Source organism: Actinoplanes palleronii (genome assembly GCF_016862315.1).
Taxonomy (GTDB): Bacteria; Actinomycetota; Actinomycetes; order Mycobacteriales; family Micromonosporaceae; genus Actinoplanes; species Actinoplanes palleronii.
On record NZ_BOMS01000009.1, the window covers coordinates 102,306 to 122,329 of the forward strand.

A 20,024-nucleotide genomic window follows, 5' to 3' on the forward strand; every position below is an offset into this window, starting at 1 on the left:
CCATGACGGCTTGCCCTGAGTTGTCAGCTGCATCGCCCGGCACGGGCGCCTTCTCACGAGCTGATCCGCCACCCACTGTACCCGCATCGGGCGCGACGGCACCTCCGCCGAATCGGGGGATCACCCATAACCGACACGTCCTGTGACCGGGATCGCGCGCGTGCCACGCCCTGGACGACCCAGAATCCTGTGCTACGGTTTCGACGTTGCAGTTTTGATTTCCGTAGACGTTTTCGGCGCCTGATGGGTTTCAGTCAACCCGTCAAGGCGCTTTTTCGTTGGACGTGTCGGTTCGACGCGGGTGATCAACACAGCGGCGTACGAGATCGCGCAGTGCGGTCTCGAACAGCTCGCTAAGGAGCAAGACAATGGTTACAGGTACCGTGAAGTGGTTCAACGCCGACAAGGGCTTCGGCTTCATCAGCCAGGACGACGGCGGCGCTGACGTCTTCGCCCACTTCTCCGCGATTGCGTCGAGCGGCTTCCGCAGCCTCGAGGAGAACCAGAAGGTGGAGTTCGACATCACCCAGGGCCAGAAGGGCCTGCAGGCGGACAACATCCGCCCGCTCTGATCTTCGTTTGACGAACGGCGGCCCGACTGATTCAGCGGGCCGCCGTTCGGCGTTTCCCCCGGGCGCGCGTCCCACCGGCGTCGCCGGGCTCGCCCGGCCGCACCGGGTGAGGGCGATCACCCTGCGCTACGACTCATCAGCGCCTGCGAGAAGATACGTGCGGCAGGTCGTACACCGGATGCGCGCTTGAGGCGTCGAGAACAAGGTCGGGGAGCGAGATCGTGAGTCAGAACGTGCTGGCGTCGGCGGCGGGTGTGGCCGTTGAGGCGAAACGAAGGCGTACGTTCGCGGTGATCTCACACCCGGACGCCGGCAAGTCGACGATGACCGAAGCGCTCGCCCTGCACGCGCGGGTGATCGGGCAGGCCGGCGCGGTGCACGGCAAGGGCGACCGCAAGGGCGTGGTCTCCGACTGGATGGCGATGGAGCAGGAGCGCGGCATCTCCGTCACCTCGGCGGCGCTGCAGTTCTCCTACCGGGACGTCGTGATCAACCTGCTGGACACCCCCGGGCACGCTGACTTCTCCGAGGACACCTACCGGGTGCTGACCGCTGTCGACAGCGCGGTCATGCTGCTCGACGCGGCCAAGGGCCTGGAGCCGCAGACGCTGAAGCTGTTCGAGGTGTGCCGGCAGCGCAACATCCCGGTGATGACGTTCATCAACAAGTGGGATCGGCCCGGCCTCGACGCGCTCGCGCTGATGGACGAGATCGAGCAGCGGATCGGGCTGAAGCCGACGCCGCTGACCTGGCCGGTCGGCATCGCCGGGCACTTCCGCGGCGTGGTCGACCGCCGCACCGGCGCGTTCGTCCGGATGGAGCGCGCACCCGGTGGCGCCGACCTCGCCGTCGAGGAGGAGATGAGCGCCGACGAGGCGGCCGAGCGGTTCGGCGCGGACTGGACCACCGCGACCGAGGAGCTCGAGCTGCTCGAGATGACCGGCGCCGACTTCGACGAGGCGGAGTTCCTCGCGGCGAAGAGCACCCCGGTGCTGTTCGGCGCGGCGGTGGCCAACCTCGGCGTGAGCCAGCTGCTGAACATCCTGGTCGAGCTGGCTCCGCCGCCGGAGGCCCGGCCCACCGTCGCCGGGGACGACCGCCCGGTCGAGGGCGCCTTCTCCGGGTTCGTCTTCAAGATCCAGGCGAACATGAACCGGACCCACCGCGACCAGCTCGCCTTCGTACGGATCAACTCCGGCAAGTTCGAGCGCGGCATGATCGTCACGCACGCCGGCACCGGCAAGCCGTTCGCCACCAAGTACGCGCAGCAGATCTTCGGCCAGGGCCGCGAGACGATCGACGAGGCCTACCCCGGAGACGTGGTCGGCCTGGTCAACGCGACGACGCTCGGCATCGGCGACACGCTCTACGTCGGGGCACCGGTGAAGTACCCGGCCCTGCCGTCGTTCCCGCCGGAGCACTTCGCGGCGGTGACCGCCGCGGACACCTCGACGTACAAGCGGTTCCGCCGCGGCATCGAGCAGCTCGACGGCGAGGGCGTGGTCCAGGTCCTGCGCTCCGAGCAGCGCGGCGACGGCGTACCGGTCTTCGCCGCGGTCGGCCCGATGCAGTTCGAGGTCGCGACACACCGTCTCGAGGCCGAGTTCGGCGTCAAGGTGACCCTCAACCACCTGCCGTACGAGGTAGCCGCCCGCACCGACGAGGCCGGCCGGGAGATCCTGCGCGCCGAGTCGAACATCGAGGTGATGACCCGCGTCCGCGACGGCGCCCTGCTGGCCGTCTTCCCGCACCGCTGGCGCATGCGCACAGTCGCCGGCCGCCACCCCGACCTCCGCCTGGACTCCTGACCCGGAGGCGCGGGATTCGTCCCGTCAGGGCCGTTCGGCGCTGGCGTACTGAAGCACTTCCTCCTGGGTCAACGGACTTTTCGGATGGTGGCTCAAGCACAGTGACGTGCGGACCTTGCTGAACGACGAGCCTTCCACCGCGACGTAGAACTCGCCGCCGCGCAGCTGCGAGATGCCGGGCAGATCCCCGCCCTTGGCCCGGGCCACCTCTCGCGCGGCTTCGATCTGGACGGGCGCGTTCAGCAAACCGAAGAACTGGGTCGCGGCGTTGCCCGGGATCTGGTTGTGCAGCCCCTTCGGCGACTGGGTGGCGAAGACCAGTCCCAGTCCGTACTTGCGGGCCTGGGAGGCGAGCGACAACGTGCTCCCGGTGCAGGCGGTCATCGCGCCGGACGGGGCGAAGGTCTGCGCCTCGTCCATCACGAACAGGCCGCCGAGCGGCCGCTCCCCGGCCGGATTTCGCTTGATCCAGGCGAACAGTGCCATCTGGAGCTGGTTGACGAAGCTCTGCTTCTGATCGTCGCTGGGCAGGCCGATCAGGCTGATCACCGAGACCCGGGCACGTTTCCCCTCTGCGGGAGTCAGCAGTTCACCCGGGTCCACCGGCTGCCCGACCCCGCCGAACAGCGGATCGATCACGGTGGCCGCGGTCAGCGACTGGCCCAGGTCCGCAGCGATCTTGGTGGCATCGGCCCCGAATCTGCTGGCGGTGTCCGGCAGGTCGTCGAGCATGCCGATGAAACCGCGCAACGAGGTGTCCCTATGCCGCTGGGCGTAGTGGACGAGCGCCTCCTTCAGGACGGCCCGGCCCTTTTCCGCCTTGGCGGTCCGGCCGTCCACCTTCGCTCGTGGGGAGAGCGCGGCGAGCGCGGCATCCACAGCCGCCTCGAACTCGTCCGGGTCGTTGAGGAGCTGATGGAAGTCCGGGAGCGGCTGGAAGGTGATCGGCCGCCCGGCCGCCCGACGCGGCGTATAGATCACCACTTCGGTGTTCTGCAGGTAGTCCTGCGCCTTGCCTGCATCGCCCGGGCCCCACGCGGACGGCTGCTCCGGCCACGGATCACCGAGCCGGGCGAGGTCGTTGTTGGGGTCGAGCACGATCGTGGAGACGCCCTGGAGCGCGCACTCCTCGATGATCCGGCGCAGCAGGACCGTCTTGCCGGAACCCGATCCGGCGAAGATCGCGGTGTGCTTCCGGAGTGCCTCGAGCTCCACCATCACCGGTTCCGCGGTGTCGAAGCTGACGCCGAGCGAGATGGCCGGCCCGAGCGGCGCCCTGACGACGGGCCGGGCCGATTCCACCGGTCCGGCCTCCTCCTGCACCGGTGCGGGAGCAGCGAGATCGGGTGTCGGCAGGCCGGCCCCGGCGTCGGCCAGCGCCTCCTGGAGAAAGGCGACCTTGCCGGTCGGTTGCCGCGCCAGGAGCCAGGCCGGCAGGTCCGGCGGCGCCTTCGCGAGCAGATCCCGCAACGCCCACAGGATCCGGAGATCCTGGTCGGTCACCGTCAGACGCCGGCCACCGGCCGCTTCGAAGGCCGCCGCCGCCTCCCGGTTCTTGGCGCTCTGCGGCCACTCCGCGTTGCGGAGAAAGAACAACCGCCGATTTTGTACGCCGCCGGCCAGGCCCGCTTCGGTGCAGCCGGCCCGAATCCGGTTGAGAACGGCATTGGCATGGTAGTCCGGCGCGATGCCACGGAAGCCCCAGTGCGCCTCCACCTCGGTCTCGTCGTCGATGGTGCGACGCAGCCGGGCGTGCAACGCGGGTTTGGTGCTCGGCGGCGGGTCCTGCTCGAACTGCCGGCCCGCGGCGCCGCGTTCGAGGATCCAGGCCTGCAACCCGGCCGACAGCAGACCTGGCAGTTCCAGGTCCTCGGCACCGGAGCTCAGTACGCCGTCGACGGTCGCGGCCGCGGTGAGCTCCGCGAACGTCTTGTCGATCGCGATCAGAGCCAACTCGGACGGTACGACGATGGTGTCGTCGACAATGGTTTGGGAGGCCCGGAGCTCGCCCAGCTCGCGCACGACACCGTCGTTGACACAGCCCCGGATGTGATCGTCGACGATCTGCAGGATTTCGCGCGGCTTGAAGTTCACCGCGTCGTCGAACGCTCGTTCCTGGACCGGCCAGGTGGGGTAGGGCGCGACGAAGCCCGTCGCGTCGTAGTGCGGTGTCAGGCGTCGCGCGACGAGCTCGCGGCCGACCGTCGCGGACGGCACCGAGCCCAAGTGCTGCCGCGCGACGAAGCGATCCTGGACCGACGCGATCGCGTTCTTCTTGATCACCTCCCAGGTCGCGTGCTGAGCGGCGATCACGGTGACGGTCTTGTGCGTGCGTTCGCGCAGATCCATCAATCCGTTGGCGATCTGATCGAGTTGCAGGGAGTCCTGCCACTCGGCGCTCTGTCCGGCCTGGATCGCCTTGGCGACCGGCGCCAGCAGCCCGTCGATCTGATCCACGGCGATCACCGACGGACCGGTCAAGGAAAGCAGCCAGGAGAGTTCACCGACCACCTTCTCCGGCGGGTGCACCTCGCGGGGCAGGCCCCACGGCGCACGCTCGCCCGGCTCGCACTCCTCACCGGACTGCAGGAAGTTGTTCCCCACCTCCCGGGCCCGGAAGTCACCGGCGTTGTAGAGCGCCAGTGCCCGGACGGTGTGCCGGCATTCCATGGCGACGTCGGGAGCGTGCCGGTGCAAGGCGCCCAGAAGCGCTTCGACGGCCGGGCGAAGCAGTGGAGCCGCGCCGATGAGCGCCTGCCGCTCCGCGAAGGGGACCCCGGTCAGCAGCGTGAGGCGGCGCAGGAAGACCTGCGACTGGGTCTCCTGCCCGTCGATCCGACGAGCCAGGCCGGTCAGCATCGAATGCGCCACGCTGTGCCAGAAACGGGTGCCGTCCAGAAGGCCGACCAGGAAGAAATAGCCGTCCTGACCCTGGACCTGCTCCCGGACCCAGCCGAGGAGATGGGTCTTGCCGGTGCCCCGCTGGCCCTGGACCACGACGCCGACCGGGCTGCCGGACGGACTGTCCCTGGCGTCCGCGATGGCGTCCAGAACCCCCCGCGCCACCTCACGGTTCAGGGTGTCGACGTGGAACTCCGAGCGGCGCCAGACGTCGTCGGCGGTCGGCGTGACGTTGATCCGCAGGCTGGAAAGGGCCTTCAGGCCGTCCTCCGTCATAGTTCCTCGATCGCCAGCGCGTGGTGGTCCCGGCTGCCGATGACCACCGCGGCAGCCCGGTCCCGGCCCTCCAGCCCTTTCTGATTGGTCTCCTCCTCGAGGTGCACTCCCGGCATCCGTGCCATCAGCCGCAGCACGCCGTCGAGGTCGGCTGTGGCGACGTCACCGAAGTGCTGCCGCAGATCGGCGAGGCCGACCCAGTCGCCGGCCGCTTTCGCCAGCTCGCCGTACGCCCGGCGGACCCGCTTCTCGATCTCGTCCGCCGCCGGACGGCTCGCCGGCGCAGTGGCTACCGGACCGGCCGGGCGGTCGTCGCTCTCGGGCTGGACACCGAGCACCTGGGCCAGGCTGCGGCCGGTCGCGTCGAGGTAGTGGTCCAGCCGCTTGAGCACGGCGTACAGGGCCTGGCCCGCCGATCCGGCGCCCTTGGGCACCTCCCGGGTCAGCTCCTCCCGCCCCCACCACCAGCCGCCGTCGGCCAAGGAGAACAGGAAGGATCGTCCTTCCCTGCGGCACTCGATCAGCTTCGCCTCGACGAGCTTGATCCGGGACTTGCCGGTCAGCTGCAGACCGGGTGCATAGTTTTCCGAGATCTGTTTGTTGGACAGCTCGGCATTCTCGGCCATCAAGATCAGCAGGAGTGCGCGTTCCGGCAGAGAAAGCTTCAAGTCACTCATGAATGGCCCTTTCGCGGTGTTCGGCCCGACGCCCGTCAAGGAATTGACGAAGTTGTGACAGGACCAGGTCGCGATGCTGAACGACCTGGGCATTGGTGAATCGGAGCACGGCATATCCGGCGAGCTGGAGCTGCACGTCGCGCTGCCGGTCGGCGGCGAAACGCTCGGGATCCCGGTGCTCCGCCCCGTCGATCTCGACGACACACCGTTCAGAGCGCCAGAGAAGGTCGACACGGACCGGATTGGTCAGCGGATGCGCCTGGTACAACTGATTCCATTCACGCCCGCCGGCCCAGTCAACGCTGCCGAGAGCGTCCTCCAGCGACTGCTCGGCGTGGCTGGCCGGGTGTGGCCGGCCGGCGATCGCGGGATATCCGACCGGGCTGTCCAGGCTGCGCTCATCCGCGCCGGATTCCTCGGTCGGGACGGTGTCGCCAGGCGCCGGCCGGACCCGGACGCGCACCACGTTGTCGATCGAACCGAGGGGACTCCCGGCGAACCAGATGCCGTAACCGCCGCTGTCCGCGAGCCAGCGCGCGGCCGAGATCAGAGCCTGCTCGTTCTCCGGCGTCAGCCCGGGCGGCAGGCTGATCAGGATCGCGATACGCCGGCGGCCGAAGCTCCGTGCGATCACCTTGGCCAGTTCAGCCGCACGCGTCTCCGGCGAGAAGCGATCAGGAGCCCCCGAACCGCGCAGAGCACGCTCGGCCAGATCAGCCAGGAACGGTCCGAACAGATCACCCGCACGGGCGGTTCGCAGAGCGATCGAGCGCACCGCCACCACGCCGGCACCGGCCGGACCGTCGATCCCGGCAGCGGCCGGCAGCCAGGCCGGGAACAACTCGCGGGCTACCCGGTCCAGCCGATCCAGCAGGTCGTCGATGAGCTGGGCCGGACGGCGCGGCGCGGTCGCCTCGTAGGTGATGACGGCGGGCGCCTCTGCCGGAAGCGGCTCCAGCGACAGCGCCAGCGCGCTGGCAGTCGGCCCTTCGACGACAATCGGCTGATCAAGAGGAAGATCCGTCCAGGCTCGCGCCACACCATATCCCTTGCCTCACGGGTGCATAGATTCTGCGGGCGCTTCCAAGATCGAGACAAGGCTATTCAGCCTGTCGGGTTCTGCCACAGCCGCAAAAAATCAGGATGAGTGAATCTTCGGCCACTCTGACCTTTCTGCTAATTGCGGGGCGCAGTCAGCAATCGGGACAATCCGCAAGGCCTAGCGAGCGGCCGGTCGTCTTCCTAGAATGCGATCCGTGTCCCCAATCAAGCCCGGTGGAATGAGCGCCCCCAGCCGCGGGCAGGATGCCGTACGGATCCTTTTGATCATTTCCGCGGCGGCCACGCCGATCCCGGCCACGGCCGGCGACCACGGCGCCGATCCGGCACCGAACGATCCGGTGCCGGCCGACGCGGTGGCGGTCCTGGAGAGTCAGGTGCTGCTGCAGAAGCTCGACTTCTGGGTGCGCAACCCCGACTTCCTCGCCGATGAGTTGCTCAACGACTACGAGCAGGGCGGCGACGCCGAGCTCCTCGAGCTGGCCGGGAGCATCCTGGCAGCCGACGAGCCGGAGGTACGGCGCTACCCGATGATGCGGTTCCTCTTCGGCGCCTACGAGCCGCTGGACGACGCGCTGGCGGTGCTCCGCAGTGCCCACCTGGTCGTGCGGCGCAAGCGCGGCACCGTCGACGGCCGGGTCCGGCGGCACGACTACTACCTCACCCGGACCGGGCGGTCGGCTGCCGAGCAGATCGTGCACGACGTCCCGGAGTTCGGATATTTCGTGGATCGCACCCAGCTCGTCGCCCGCCTGGCCACCGGGTACGGCGGCAGCCGCCTGAAAGCGCGGCAGTACCAGCAGGACGAGTACCGCAACGCGGTGATCGGCGACCAGATCGCCACGATCGCGCCACGCGTCCAGCAACGCTGGCGCCGATGCGCCGCCGAACGGCAACCGTCCTCGGTCGATGCCGCATGAGCTCCGAGGAACTCACCACCCGCATCGCGGTCCGCGCGGGAGTGCCGGTGCCGGTCGTGGAGCGGGTGTTCGAGGGGTACGGCTTCTCGCCGATCCTGTCCGGTGCACTGCCGCGGCCGGTGCAACTGCGCCGGCTTCGCATCGCCGGCACCCGGACGGTGGAGCCTCGGGGACCGTTCGACCGGGTCTTCCCATTCGGCACCGGCCTCACCGTGCTGGCGGCCGACAATCTCCGGGGCAAGACCAGCGTGCTGGAACTGATCACCTGGTGCCTGCGCGGCTCACCCCGCGCCAACCTCCAGGGTGTCGTCCGCAGCTGGCTGAGCCGGCTCGATTGCGATGTCACGGTGGCGGGACGCCCGCTGGGCTTCCGCCTCGTCCTTCGGCACGGGCAACTCGTCGAGGGCCGGGTCCTGTCGGCGGCCGACGAGGAGAGCCTGGCCGGGGCCGACGCGGCCGATCCCGGACGAGCAGTCGTGGAGCTCGTGCTCGCGACCGACCCTGACACGTTCGCCGCCATGGTCGCGAACCTGATGATGGAACTGCTCGACCTCGAACGCCTGGAGTCGTCGTCCAGCCGCAGCGCCTCCGGCCGGACCACGTACGGCTGGCCGGCGTACTTCGGCGCGCTCTATCTGCCGCCCGGCGGCGACTCGGCGTTGCTGGGTGACTCAGTCATCGGTGGCCTGGCCGGCCGGCTCCTGCAAGTGTTCCTGGACCTGCCGGGCGCCGCGCTGCTCAGCCGGATGCGGACGGCTCGTGACCAGCTCGGGGAGGCCGACCGGGCGGCCGAGGCGGATTCGGCCCGGATGTGGACCCTGCTCGCCACCCAGCGGGCCGACGCGGAACGCCGGCTGGCCGAGGCGCACCGCGAACTGGCCGCCCTCGGTGAACCCGCCGGGACGGCTTCACTGATCGCCGACATCTCCGGCCTCACCACCGCGGCCGTGACCGCCGAAGGGTCGCTGCGCGAGGCACGCGAGAACCACGAACTTCTCCGCTGGCAGCGCCGGTTCGACGAAAAACGGCTCACCGACCTTCGCGAGCACCAGGCGGCCCGGTTGTTCTTCCACGCTCTCGACCCGGAGGTGTGTCCCCGGTGCGAGGTCCCGATCAGCCCGGCGCGGCGCGCGGCCGAACGGACGTCGGCGATCTGCGCGGTGTGCACCGAGCCGACCGGTCTGACGGCCTCCGATCCGGCCGAGGCCGAGGCCGCCATCCAGGAGGCCCAGTGGCGATGGAAAGCCAGCCGGGAGGCCGAGGACCTGGCTCGGCACCGCCTCGACGACAACGCCGCGTACGCCGCGGACCGCCGTCGTGCGCTGGCCGAGGTGGAAAGCACCCTGGCCGGCGTGCGCAGCGGGAAAACTGAGGATCAGCGCCAGTCACTCGCGAACCGGGTGACCCGGCTCGAAGGCATGGTCAGCGCCTGGGAGTCACTGTCGATGCCGCAACAGCGCCCGTCCACCGACGCCCGGACGGTGCTCGACGCCGCCATCGCCGAGCTGACCGCGCTGCAGTCCGCGGCCAGCGACACCCTCTTCGAGGAGCTCAACACCGACATCGCCGTGCTCGCCCGGGGCTTCGGTTTCCGCAACCTCGACCGGGTCGTCGCCGATCGGGCCGGGCGGCTGCAGGTGTACAAGACCGGCGGTCCGCGGGAATGGTTCGGCACCCAGTCGCCGGGCGAACGGCTCCGGCTCCGGATCGCGGTGGTGGTCGCCCTGCTCCGGATCGGCCATCGTCACGGCGTGGCCACCCACCCCGGGCTCCTGCTCATCGACAGCCCCCGTCGGAAGAGGTACAGGACGACAACGCCGCCGCCCTGCTGGTCGCGTTGGAGCAGCTCTGCGAGGCGACGCCCGGGCTGCAGGTACTGGTCACCACCGCGGACGAGGAGCTGGTGGACCGCGTGCTCACCGCTTCGACCATCATCTCGCCACCCGGTCCCGGGCAGCCGTTGTGGTGACATCGGGTGAGCTCGACCGGCTCCTGGTGACGATGGGTGGCGTGCCGCCACCACTGGCCGCGGTGGTCGAGCGCCTCGCCGGGCCGCCCGCCCCGGAGATCGAGCGGTGTGCCGCCGGGCCGCTCGCGCCGTTGTTGTGCGCCACGCTGGTCCAGCAGCTGGCCGAGCCCGGCGGTGCTGCTCCCGACGACGTGACCGCGCTCCTGCGTGGACTGACCCAGCAACACAGCGTTCTGGCGTTGCTGGACGCCACCGATGAGCTACTGGGCTCGGTCGCGTTCGTCGAGTCGTACGGGGTCCGCCTGCACCGGGCCTTTCTCACCGGCGCCTCGGCGGCTCGGCCTCTGGTCGCGGGGGCATTCGCCGAAGGCGCACTGCGGCTGGCCATCACCGGGGTCGGCGACATCATGCGTACGGTCGTGATGGTGACGCCGGACGCCGTCGATGACCTCGACCCGGACTACGCGGAGCGTCTGCCGCGGCTGATCGGCGCGGCACTTGACGTGTGGGGCGGAGAACGGGCGATCAGCGAGTCGCTGCTGCGTACTCTGGCGGAACTGCGGCAGCATCCGGCGGCAGCGGCCGGCGCGGCGTTCGAGTTCGGCCTCCACCAGATCCGGTCCGCCGCCGACCCGAGCACCGAGGACCCGATCGCGGTGCTGGTGGTGGCGCGCAAGAACCTGGCGCACGCCGAGGTCGCCGAGGAGTGCGGTGATGACGCCGCCCTGTACGGCACCGGGATCGACGCCGTCATGGCTTTCCGGCGGGGCGACCAGCTCGCGCTCCGGGACGTGCAGCGGAGGATGCTCCGCTTGCTCGACGAGCGGGCGAACGGGCTCCGGCGCGGGCACGTCCCGGCCTGGCGTCGTTCCCGCGCCGAGGCCGGTTTCGCCTGGGCACGCCTGGTGACGATCCTGGCCCGAGCGTTGGACGCGACAACCCGACCGGCATGGCTCGACGCCTGGCCGATGATCGACGCCCTGCTGGACGCGTACGCCCTGGACCGCGCGGTGGTGCCGGTGCCGGGCGCCGTCGATCAGGACGGCCTCGCCCGAGTCGTCCGGCCGGTGATCGCGTCGGCGCTCCGCGGGCGGGAGACGTTGCTGGTGCAGCTACGTGTCGCGGCGGCGGACGACACTGACCGCGTCGGCCGGCTGCGGGAGATCATCGCGCGCCTGGACGTATCTCCGGAGCCCTCGCTCGACGACGACCACGAACGCTCACGACTTGTCTCGCTGGCACCGTCGATGGTGGCCGAGTTGGGGCTTCCCGCCGCCACGCGACTTGCCCGCCAGGTCGACGACGATGCTCTGCGCATGATCGAGGGCGTGGCATACAACGCGGTGGTACGCCACGGAAGCCTGCGCGACCCGGTCATCGCCGGCCTCCTCGAGGGTCTCACCACCGGCCTCCAGTCCTGCCCCGACTACACCGGATCCGTCCGGCAGTCCTTCGACGCGTTGCTCACCGAGACCGTCACCTTCCTGGCCACCCGGCATGACCTGCAGCGGTCGGCAGCGGTCGACTACCTGTTCCCGGCCCGGTCACCACCTCGAGAGGCCCGGCTGCAGGAGGACTTCGCCGACTGGTTGCGCCGCGGCCCGCTGGCCGGCCACATCGCCGTCGAAGTCCCGAACGTCGCCACCGGACGCGTCGACATCATGGTGGGGTTCGGCGCCACCCGATTCTTCATCGAGGTCAAACGGGAGCTCCGGGACAGCTCGCGGGCGGAGTTGGAACGCTCCTACCTCGCCCAGGCCGCGGACTATTCGGGAACCAGCGCGACCCTCGGCATGCTCCTGGTTCTCGATCTGACGCCGCACCCGGCGGGCGTACCGCACCTGAGCGAATGCGCCTGGGTGGCCAGCCGCCGACCGCCCGGCAGCACCGTAGACCGCCATATCGTGGCCGGGCTGGTGATCGGCAATCGCCCGACCCCGAGCGCGTACTCCCGGGCGGCGAACCACTGAGGCCGACTCGGCGCGTAACGCCGGGCGGGCCTGTGGGTCTCAGCCTCGGCGGAGAATCGAGCCCGCGCCGAGAAGATCGGCGAACGCCGCGTCGACCGCGAGCGTGGTCGTCCCGGGTGGACCGTGCATCTCGATGGACCTGATCACGACCGGGTGGACCGTGCCCGTCCGGTCGGACAGTTCCATCTCGTCGCCGGCCCGCAGGGCGTCCCCCGCCAGGTTGCCGGTGACGAGGGCCCACGGCCGGCCGGCGATCCGATGGACCGCTGCGACCAAGAAACGTGTCATCGCCGTCTACTCTTCCAGATCGGTTCTCCGGCGGCCGGTGCTCATGCGGGGAGGTGGAATGGTGAACGCGTCACCCGACTGGCCGGCATTGATCGGCAGGCTCATCCAGGTTCGTTCGGAGATCGACGCCGCTGACCCGGAGCAGCTCCAGCCCTGCACGATCCCGCGGGTCAAGGCGTCCGAGGCGGACATCGCCGGCTTCGAGCGGGAGATCGGCGAGCAGGTGCCGGCCGGGTACCGCGAGTTCCTGCTGCACGCCGACGGCTGGCCCCAGTTCGAGTACGACATCGACCTGTTCGGCCTCTCCGAACTGCGCGGCGCGGGCGCCTGGGAGATCGGCATCCAGACCCTGGAGACGTACGACGACGAGGGCGTCCTGGAGGACAGCGGTGTCGCGTTCGACCAGGTCGTGCCGGTGGCCGCCGGCCCGGGGATGTCCAGTGTGTACGCGCTGATCCGCAACGGCTTCCCCGGCGCGGGCACGGTGCTGTGGTGGAACGACGGCCAGGAGATCGACAGGTACCCGGGCTTCGCCGACTTCATCGCCGCCACCACCGCCTACGCCGAAGTCCGCCTCAGCAAACTGCACGGCCGCTCCACCGGCTGACGAAACGGATCTCACACTTTCTTGCGCTCGGGCGCATCGACAGGGCACGCTCTCCCCACAGGTAGACGTACTAGTAAGTCTACCCAAATGGAAGGACGTTCTCATGCGCATCTCCCCCCGTGGCGCGATCATCGGCGCCGCCACCCTCGCGCTGATCGGTGCCGCTGCTGTCCCGGCGATGGCGACCACCCACGAGAAGCCGAAGCCCACCGTCGTCCTCGTGCACGGGGCGTTCGCCGACTCGTCCAGCTGGACCGCGGTGACCCGGCAGCTGCGCAAGGACGGCTATCCGGTCCGGGCGATCGCGAACCCGCTGCGGGGCATCGCCAGCGACGCCGCCTACGTCTCCAGCTTCCTCAAGGGCATCGACGGCCCGATCGTGCTGGTCGGTCACTCGTACGGTGGTGCGGTCATCGACAACGCGGCGGTCACCGACCCGGACGTGAAGTCGCTGGTCTTCATCGGCGCCTACGTGCCGGCGAAGGGCGAGACGCTGGGTGAGCTGAACGCGCGGGTCGTCGAGCACCCGGTGCCGGCGCTCCCGGTGGTGCCGACCGAGGTGCCGGGCGGCGTGGACCTGTCCATCGACCCGGCCCAGTTCCGGGCGGCTTTCGCGGCCGACGTCGACAAAACCGTCGCGGCCGACATGGCGATCGCCCAGCGACCGATCTCGGCCGCGGCCTTCGGCGAGCCCAGCGCCGCGGCGGCCTACACCACGATCCCGTCCTGGACGCTGATCACCCGCAACGACCAGGCCATCGCCCCCGACCTGCAGCGCTTCATGGCCGCCCGGGCCAAGGCCACGGTAACCGAGGTGAACGCCTCGCACGCCGTCATGGTCAGCAAGCCGTCCGCCGTCACCAAGATCATCGAGCAGGCCGCCCGCTGATCCCCTCCGCGCCCGGCGGCAGGTCCGCCGCCGGGCGCGCCTCGCGAGCCAATCAATCAAGATCCCTATTGGGTACGATGGAAATGCGATGACGACGACAGTGACACCGATGCGGCAGCGCATCCTCGATGCGGCGACCGAGTTGTTCTATACCCAGGGCCTGCGGGCGGTCAGCGCGGAGCGGGTCATCGAGCGGGTCGGCATCACCAAGGTGACGTTCTACCGCTACTTCCGCACCAAGGACGACCTGATCGTGGCGTATCTCGAGCGCCGGGCCGAGCGGGAGCGCGAGGGCACCCTGGCCGCGCGTGACCACGCCGCCGGTGACGTCGACGCCACGCTGCGCCTGATCTCCGAGGGGATCGGTGCCGAGGCCTGCTCCCCCGGGTTCCGTGGCTGCCCGTTCATCAACGCGGCCGCCGAGTTCGCCGACCCGGCCCATCCGGTCCGCCAGGTCGTCGACACGCACCGCGCGTGGTGGAAGGCCATGCTCGAGGAGCTCGTCGGCCACCTCGGCCTGCCCGACCCGGCGACCGTCGCCGACGAGCTGATCATCGCCCGCGACGGCGCCCTGGTCACCGGCTACCTCGGCGACCCCGCCACGGTCGCCCCGCGCCTCTACGCGATCAGCCAGACGATCCTCGCGGCACACACCCGCTGACCGGAGCCCGCCCACCGGGAGCGGCACACACCCGCTGACCGGAGCCCGCCCGCCGGGAGCGGCACACACCCGCTGACCCCCGGCAGGCCGTCATCTCTGGAGCAGCCGGTTCGCCTCCGTGCCCCAGGCCGGCAAACCCTTGCCCGCCACCAGGTCCAGCGCGGCACGCGCCTCCGCCCGTCCCTCCTCCCCTCGACCGGAACTGATCAGCAGGTCGGCGAGGGCCGTGCGGGCCGGCACCAGCGGCCAGACCGCGCCGACGCGGGTGGCCTCGGCGACGACCGCGCGCAGGCCTGCCTCGTCGCGGCGCAGCCGGGCCAGGTGGAGCCGGGCGTCGGCCATGGCCAGCGGCAGCCGGTACGGCCGGGCCAGGAAGTGCAGCAGTCGCTCCACCAGCCCGTCGTGCCGGCCGGCCGCCAGGTCGAGTCCGAAGGCGGTCAGTTCCACCACCGGGCGCAGGCGCTCGTAATCGGCGTCGTCGACCAGCCGGCGACCGGTGTCCAGCAGTCCGGCCGCGACGTCGGTCCGGTCGGTGTGCAGCGCGCCCTGCGCCCAGTTGAGGCAGGCCCGGGCCCGTTCGCGCGGGTAGCCGGCGAACGTGCCGTCGGCCAGCGCCGCCGTGATGGCCGCCCCGGCGTCCGGGTCGCCGGTCTCCAGCGCCAGCGACAGCTGGGCGATCAGCACGGCGAGCCGCGCCGACGGGTCGCCGGAGAGCGCGGCCTCGGCGGCCGCTTCGGCGCAGAGGCGCTGGTGCTCGGTCACGTGCCGGCCGACCACGGTGTCCGGGGCGGAGAGCACCGCGAGGGCCCGGGCCCGGCGGTCGTGCTGGCGCAGGTACGGCACGGCCCGCTCGATCTCGTCGTACCCCTCGCGGGCGTCACCCTGCTGGCGCAGCATCCGGCCGAGGGCCAGGCCGAGGTCACCGCGCGCGCCGGGTGGCAGGCGGCGGTCGGCGAGCAGCCGGCGCAGCACCGGGATCGCGTCGGTCTGCGCGACGCTCTCGATCGCCGAGCGGCCCAGCTTCACCGCGAGCCGGACCCGGACCGGGCGGGGCAGGTCCGGGTAGACCGTGGTCGCCAGCAGGAACCGGGCCGCCGTCGCGTCGTCGCGTTGCGCCGCGGCGAGGTCGGCCGCCGCCTCCGCGTTGCGGACGTGGTCGGCCGGACTCCCGGCCAGCCGGTAGTGATGCGCGAGCCGCGCCACCGGGCGGGGTTTCTGCTCCTCCAGCAGCCGCGCGGCCCGCAGGTGCAGCAGCCGGCGGGTGCCCGGCGGCACCAGCTCGTAGACCACCTGCCGGGCCAGGGTGTGCCGGAACCACAGCCGGCCGTCCCGCTCGTGCAGCAGGCCGGCGTCGCGGGCCTGGGCCAGCGCGGCAGCCACGGTGTGTTCGCCGGCGCCCAGCACCACGGCGATCGGGTGCGGGTCGGCGGCCGGGCCGATCGCCGCGGCCGCGCCGAGGATCTCCCGCACGGTGTCGCCGAGGTAGCTGAGCCGGCCCTGGAGCACGTCGCGCAGCAGGGCGGGCACGGCGCCGTCGGGGTGGCGCCGGAACTGCTCGACGTCACCGTCGGTCACCAGTGAGCGCACCACCTCCTCGACGAGGAACGGGATGCCGGCCGTCCGTTCGTACAGATGAGTGACGAAGCGGTCGTGGGTGGCCGCGGCCGTGTCGCGAGGGATCAACAGTGAGGTGGCGAGGGCAGCGACCTCGTCGCGGCCCAGCGGGGTGACCGGGAGCCGGCGGACCGCGGACGGCAACGGGCGAGCGGTGGGTGACTCCCGCATGGTGATCAGGACGGTCAGGCCGGTCACCGGGTGCGCGGCCAGGTGGTCGACGAGTTCCCGGGTCGCCGGGTCGGCCATCTGGAGATCCTCGAGCGCGACCACGAGCGGGCCCCGGTCGCGCAGCAGGGCCGCCATCGCGCGGAGCAGCCGGGCCCGGTCGGCGTCCGGGTCGAGCGGCGGCCCGTCGACCAGCGGGCGGGTCAGCCGCAGCCCGTCGAGCAGCGGACCGAGCGGCTGGGGTTCGCGCAGGTCGTCACAGTGCGCGACGATCACCGGCACCGGGGAGTCGGCGAGCACCTCGGCGACCAGACGTGTCTTACCGACGCCGGCTTCGCCGGTGAGGACCACCAGGGCGTACGGCTTCGCCAGCTCGGCACGGAGCGCGGTGAGCAACTCCGCGCGGCCCACGAAGGGCCCGGTGGCGCTGGGCAGGGCGAGTGAAGCGGCTAACGAGGACACCGCCGGCAACCATAGCGGCCGGCGGTGTCCCCCAGATCAACTCGGCTCAACCCGTGATCGTCACCGGGATGCGCCGGACCACGGTCTTACCGTCGGTGATGGCGACGACACCGTGGTACTGCTGGCCGGCCTGCAGACCGGACCACCGCACGGTCAGGTCGGTGGTGGCGCCGGCCTTGACCGTGCGCCGGGACGGGCTGACCGTGAACGTCCCGGTGTTCACGCCCGGAGCGCCCGGGGTGATCACCGTGTAGCTCAGCTGCTGGCTGTTCTGCCCGGCCGGCAGGTTCCACAGGTCGGTCTGCTCCACCACCAGGGTGTAGTCGCCCTCGCCGTCGGGCAGCTGCAGCGTCGCGGTGTGCGGCAGGTGCATGAACTGCGCGTCGACGAACGCGCCCTTCGCGTCGAAGATCTTGGCGTAGAAGTCGCCGCAGGCGCCCTCCTCGTCGTCGTCGAAGAAGCAGCGGGTGTACTGCGCGTCGATCCGGACGTTCGGGCCGAGGCTGCCCTTCGGCACGTGGATCTTGGCGACCGTCATGGCCGGCGGCGGCGGGTTCGGGATGGTGGCGTACTGGTCGTCCCAGGCGTTGCCGATCATGCCGGTGAGGGTGAAGCCGGTGGTGGCGCCCGCGGTGAGCCCGGCCTTCTCGATCTCGAGCCGGCCCTGCCAGCCGGTCTGCGCCGGGATGGTCAGTGTGCCGCCGGTGCCGGTGCCGGTGACCTTCTCCGGCGCGACCAACTGGGTGTTGTTCACCAGGATCGGGCTGCGCACCCGGTGGCCCTGGCTGTCGGCCCAGGTCAGGTTGCCACTGACCGGTACGCCGAACGCGCCGCCGGCGTGGGTGACGGTCAGCTGGTAGGTGACCGAGGCGCCCGGCTTCACGGTGAAACGCGCCGGGGTGACCGTGACCGTGTAGCCCTTCGGCGCGGCGACCTTCGCGACGTAGGTGCTGGTGCGCTTGCCGACGTTGGTGACGGTACGCGTGATCGAGCGGGTGCCGACCATGGTGCCGAAGGCGATCGACGGGTAGTTGAGCGCGGCGGGCGGCGTCGCCGTGATGCCGGTGCAGTCCGGGGCGTACGCCCAGTCGTTGTTGTCCACCCGGCCGGCGTACGCGCCGCAGAGGAAGCCGGCCCACTGCGCGGGGGTGGACTCGTAGACCAGTCCGGCGTCGATCGCGGTCGCGGGTACGACCTCGCCCGACCCGTAGTTGAGCGGCGTCGCCTGCTGATCGACGTACGTCAGAGGGTGGCCTTCATCGGTCTTGTCCCGCGACCCGGTCATCAGCGCGGAGCGGATCGCGGCCGTGTCCCAGCCCGGGTGCTTCGCCTTGACCAGCGCGGCGATCCCGGCGATGTGCGGTGTCGCCATCGACGTGCCGGACATCATCGTGAACGCGCCGTCGTGCTCGGCCGGCGAGACCGCGGCGACCACGTCGGAGCCGGGCGCCGCGATGTCCGGCTTGATCAGGTCGCCGCCGCTGAGCGAGGACGGCCCGGACGACGAGAAGCCGGCCACGGCGGGCGCCTCGACCTTGGTGAACGTGCCGGCGGAAAGCTTGACCGTCGGCGTGGCGGTGGCGGCGTAGGTGATCAGCGCGGCGCCGGTCGGCACGTCGACGTGCGCGGTGGGCACCGCGTGCAGGTCGGCCATCAGCGCGTTCGCGTCCCACTCCGGCTGGTAGAGCACCATGCCGGCCCCGCCGGCCTCCGCGACCACCTGGCTCTTCGAGACGCGTGCCGACTCGCCGCGGGCGCAGAGCACGATCGTGCCCTTGACCTTGGCCGGGTCCAGGGTGCCGGGCAGGCACATGCTCGCCCAGTAGTCGTCGCCCTCGATGGTCGACGCGGCCCGGCTGTCGACCAGCGGTGCCGTGCCGCTCGCGGTGCCGATGCCGACACCGGTGTAGGTGCGCCCGTTGCCCAGCGTGATCGTGCGCAGCCAGCGGTGGTCCTGCTCGGTGGCGGCCACCGTGGTCACCCACGGGGTGGTGTTGTCGACCGAACCGGCGCCCGGTCCGGCGTTGCCCGCGGCGGCGGCCACGAAGACCCCGGCCGCGGCGGCGTTCAGGAACGCCTCGTCGATCGGGTTCCACGCCTCGCTGTCGTCACCGACCGAGTAGTTGATCACGTCGACACCGTCGGCGACCGCGTCCTCGATGGCGCCGAGGATGTCGGTCATGCTGCCGACCGCGCCACCGGCGCCGTCCGACCAGAGCGCCTTGTAGATCGAGAGCCGCGCGCCGGGCGCCATGCCGCTGATCAGGCCCATGTCCATGCCGGACACGGTGGCGTGCACGCCGCTGAGACCGGCTGCGGTGCTGGCGGTGTGCGTACCGTGGCCGTTGCTGTCGCGGGGGGACCTGAACTCTTCCGGGTTCAGGGTGGAGAGGGCGTCGTTGTCGTACCAGCGGGCGCCGATCACCTTGTTGTTGCAGCGGGCCGGTTCGTCGGCGCCGAAGTCGCAGACGCCCGTGAACTTCGCCGCGATCGCCGCGGCGTCCGGGCGCGGCTCGGGCAGCGGCGCGAAACTGGCGCTCTCCGGCCAGTACCCGCTGTCGATCACCCCGATCACGGTGCCCTCGCCGGCGTGCGCGGCGCCGCCGAAGCCCTGCTGCCACACCCCGGCCCGCCCGCTCAGGCCGAGCTCGTCGGCGGGCATCGCGAGTTGCGCGGTGACCAGCTTGTCCTCGAGGACCGCGGCCACACCGGGAGTCTTGCGCAGCGTGGCGGCCTGCCCGGTGGTGAGGGTCGCGGTGAAACCGTTGAAGGTGGTGTCCAGGCTGCGGCCGATGCTGACCCGGGCCGTCTTGGCCACGGCCGCGCGCCGCTCACCGAGATAACCGCGATAGGCGCCGGCGTCCGCGGTGGTCCGGCTGAGCTTCGCGCCTTGCGGCGCACGGGTCGCTTTCAAACCCTTGACCCCACCGGTGTACGACGCGAGCGGCGCATCCGCGAGTCGCACCACGTAGCGGCCGGCGAGGGTGGGCGTGGCCGGCGATTTTCCGTCACCGAGCGGGTCGGCGGCAGCGGGTGACGCCGCGAGTCCGGCCCCGGCGATCGCGACGAGCAGCACGGCGACGCCGGCCCCCAGCCGCTGGAGGGGATGATCCATGAACGGTTGCACAGCAGTGATTCCTCTCCCCCGGCACTCTTGGCACCGAGCGAGCTGAACCTACGAAG

General features: G+C 70.9%; 14 protein-coding genes. 8 read left to right on the plus strand and 6 right to left on the minus strand.

Annotation, left to right across the window (positions count from 1 at the left end; translation table 11 throughout):
- Positions 1-368 precede the first annotated feature (368 nt).
- Positions 369-572, plus strand: coding sequence for a cold-shock protein (locus Apa02nite_RS02380; protein WP_067697713.1), 204 nt, complete (start codon positions 369-371; stop codon positions 570-572).
- A gap of 221 nt (positions 573-793) precedes the next feature.
- Positions 794-2,380: a peptide chain release factor 3 gene (locus tag Apa02nite_RS02385; protein ID WP_203823609.1), complete on the plus strand. Its 1,587-nt coding sequence runs from the start codon at positions 794-796 to the stop codon at positions 2,378-2,380.
- Positions 2,381-2,404: 24 nt separating this feature from the next.
- On the opposite strand, the gene Apa02nite_RS02390 is transcribed toward Apa02nite_RS02385, so the two are convergent.
- The 3 genes from Apa02nite_RS02390 to Apa02nite_RS02400 are packed head-to-tail and all read right to left on the minus strand — an operon-like array spanning position 2,405 to position 7,273.
- The gene (locus Apa02nite_RS02390) at positions 2,405-5,557 is read right to left on the minus strand and encodes a helicase HerA domain-containing protein (protein WP_203823610.1); all 3,153 of its coding nucleotides are present in this window, start codon (positions 5,555-5,557) and stop codon (positions 2,405-2,407) included.
- Positions 5,554-6,234 (minus strand): hypothetical protein, encoded by a 681-nt coding sequence (locus Apa02nite_RS02395; RefSeq protein WP_203823611.1) that lies wholly within the window; start codon positions 6,232-6,234, stop codon positions 5,554-5,556. The genes Apa02nite_RS02390 and Apa02nite_RS02395 overlap by 4 nt, the downstream gene beginning before the upstream one ends.
- Complete coding sequence (locus tag Apa02nite_RS02400) at positions 6,227-7,273, minus strand: DUF559 domain-containing protein (protein WP_203823612.1); 1,047 nt, start codon at positions 7,271-7,273, stop codon at positions 6,227-6,229. The genes Apa02nite_RS02395 and Apa02nite_RS02400 overlap by 8 nt, the downstream gene beginning before the upstream one ends.
- A 217-nt stretch (positions 7,274-7,490) precedes the next feature.
- Here Apa02nite_RS02400 and Apa02nite_RS02405 point away from each other — a divergent pair, with 217 nt between their 5' ends.
- Genes Apa02nite_RS02405 through Apa02nite_RS02415 form a run of 3 tightly spaced genes read left to right on the plus strand, consistent with a single transcriptional unit; the run spans position 7,491 to position 12,152 of the window.
- Positions 7,491-8,213: a hypothetical protein gene (locus tag Apa02nite_RS02405; RefSeq protein WP_239164066.1), complete on the plus strand. Its 723-nt coding sequence runs from the start codon at positions 7,491-7,493 to the stop codon at positions 8,211-8,213.
- Positions 8,210-10,192: a hypothetical protein gene (locus Apa02nite_RS02410; protein ID WP_203823613.1), complete on the plus strand. Its 1,983-nt coding sequence runs from the start codon at positions 8,210-8,212 to the stop codon at positions 10,190-10,192. The genes Apa02nite_RS02405 and Apa02nite_RS02410 overlap by 4 nt, the downstream gene beginning before the upstream one ends.
- On the plus strand, positions 10,179-12,152 hold the full coding sequence (locus tag Apa02nite_RS02415) for an amino acid adenylation domain-containing protein (RefSeq protein ID WP_203823614.1): 1,974 nt from the start codon (positions 10,179-10,181) through the stop codon (positions 12,150-12,152). Before Apa02nite_RS02410 ends, Apa02nite_RS02415 begins: the two co-directional genes overlap by 14 nt.
- A gap of 39 nt (positions 12,153-12,191) precedes the next feature.
- Here Apa02nite_RS02415 and Apa02nite_RS02420 read toward each other — a convergent pair whose 3' ends face one another.
- Positions 12,192-12,440, minus strand: coding sequence for a hypothetical protein (locus Apa02nite_RS02420; RefSeq protein WP_203823615.1), 249 nt, complete (start codon positions 12,438-12,440; stop codon positions 12,192-12,194).
- A 58-nt stretch (positions 12,441-12,498) separates the two neighbouring features.
- Between Apa02nite_RS02420 and Apa02nite_RS02425 the strand changes: the two genes are divergently transcribed.
- From Apa02nite_RS02425 to Apa02nite_RS02435, 3 genes are all read left to right on the plus strand, one after another.
- Positions 12,499-13,047, plus strand: a complete 549-nt coding sequence (locus Apa02nite_RS02425) for an SMI1/KNR4 family protein (protein WP_203823616.1) — start codon at positions 12,499-12,501, stop codon at positions 13,045-13,047.
- Between the two features lie 103 nt (positions 13,048-13,150).
- On the plus strand, positions 13,151-13,936 hold the full coding sequence (locus Apa02nite_RS02430) for an alpha/beta fold hydrolase (RefSeq protein WP_239164067.1): 786 nt from the start codon (positions 13,151-13,153) through the stop codon (positions 13,934-13,936).
- 88 nt (positions 13,937-14,024) lie between these two features.
- A complete protein-coding gene (locus Apa02nite_RS02435) occupies positions 14,025-14,597 on the plus strand; it encodes a TetR/AcrR family transcriptional regulator (RefSeq protein ID WP_203823617.1) in 573 nt (190 codons plus the stop codon).
- Between the two features lie 90 nt (positions 14,598-14,687).
- Here Apa02nite_RS02435 and Apa02nite_RS02440 read toward each other — a convergent pair whose 3' ends face one another.
- Both Apa02nite_RS02440 and Apa02nite_RS02445 read right to left on the minus strand, forming a co-directional pair.
- On the minus strand, positions 14,688-16,841 hold the full coding sequence (locus Apa02nite_RS02440) for an AAA family ATPase (RefSeq protein WP_203823618.1): 2,154 nt from the start codon (positions 16,839-16,841) through the stop codon (positions 14,688-14,690).
- Between the two features lie 46 nt (positions 16,842-16,887).
- Complete coding sequence (locus Apa02nite_RS02445) at positions 16,888-19,956, minus strand: S8 family serine peptidase (RefSeq protein WP_203823619.1); 3,069 nt, start codon at positions 19,954-19,956, stop codon at positions 16,888-16,890.
- Between the last annotated feature and the right edge of the window lie 68 nt (positions 19,957-20,024).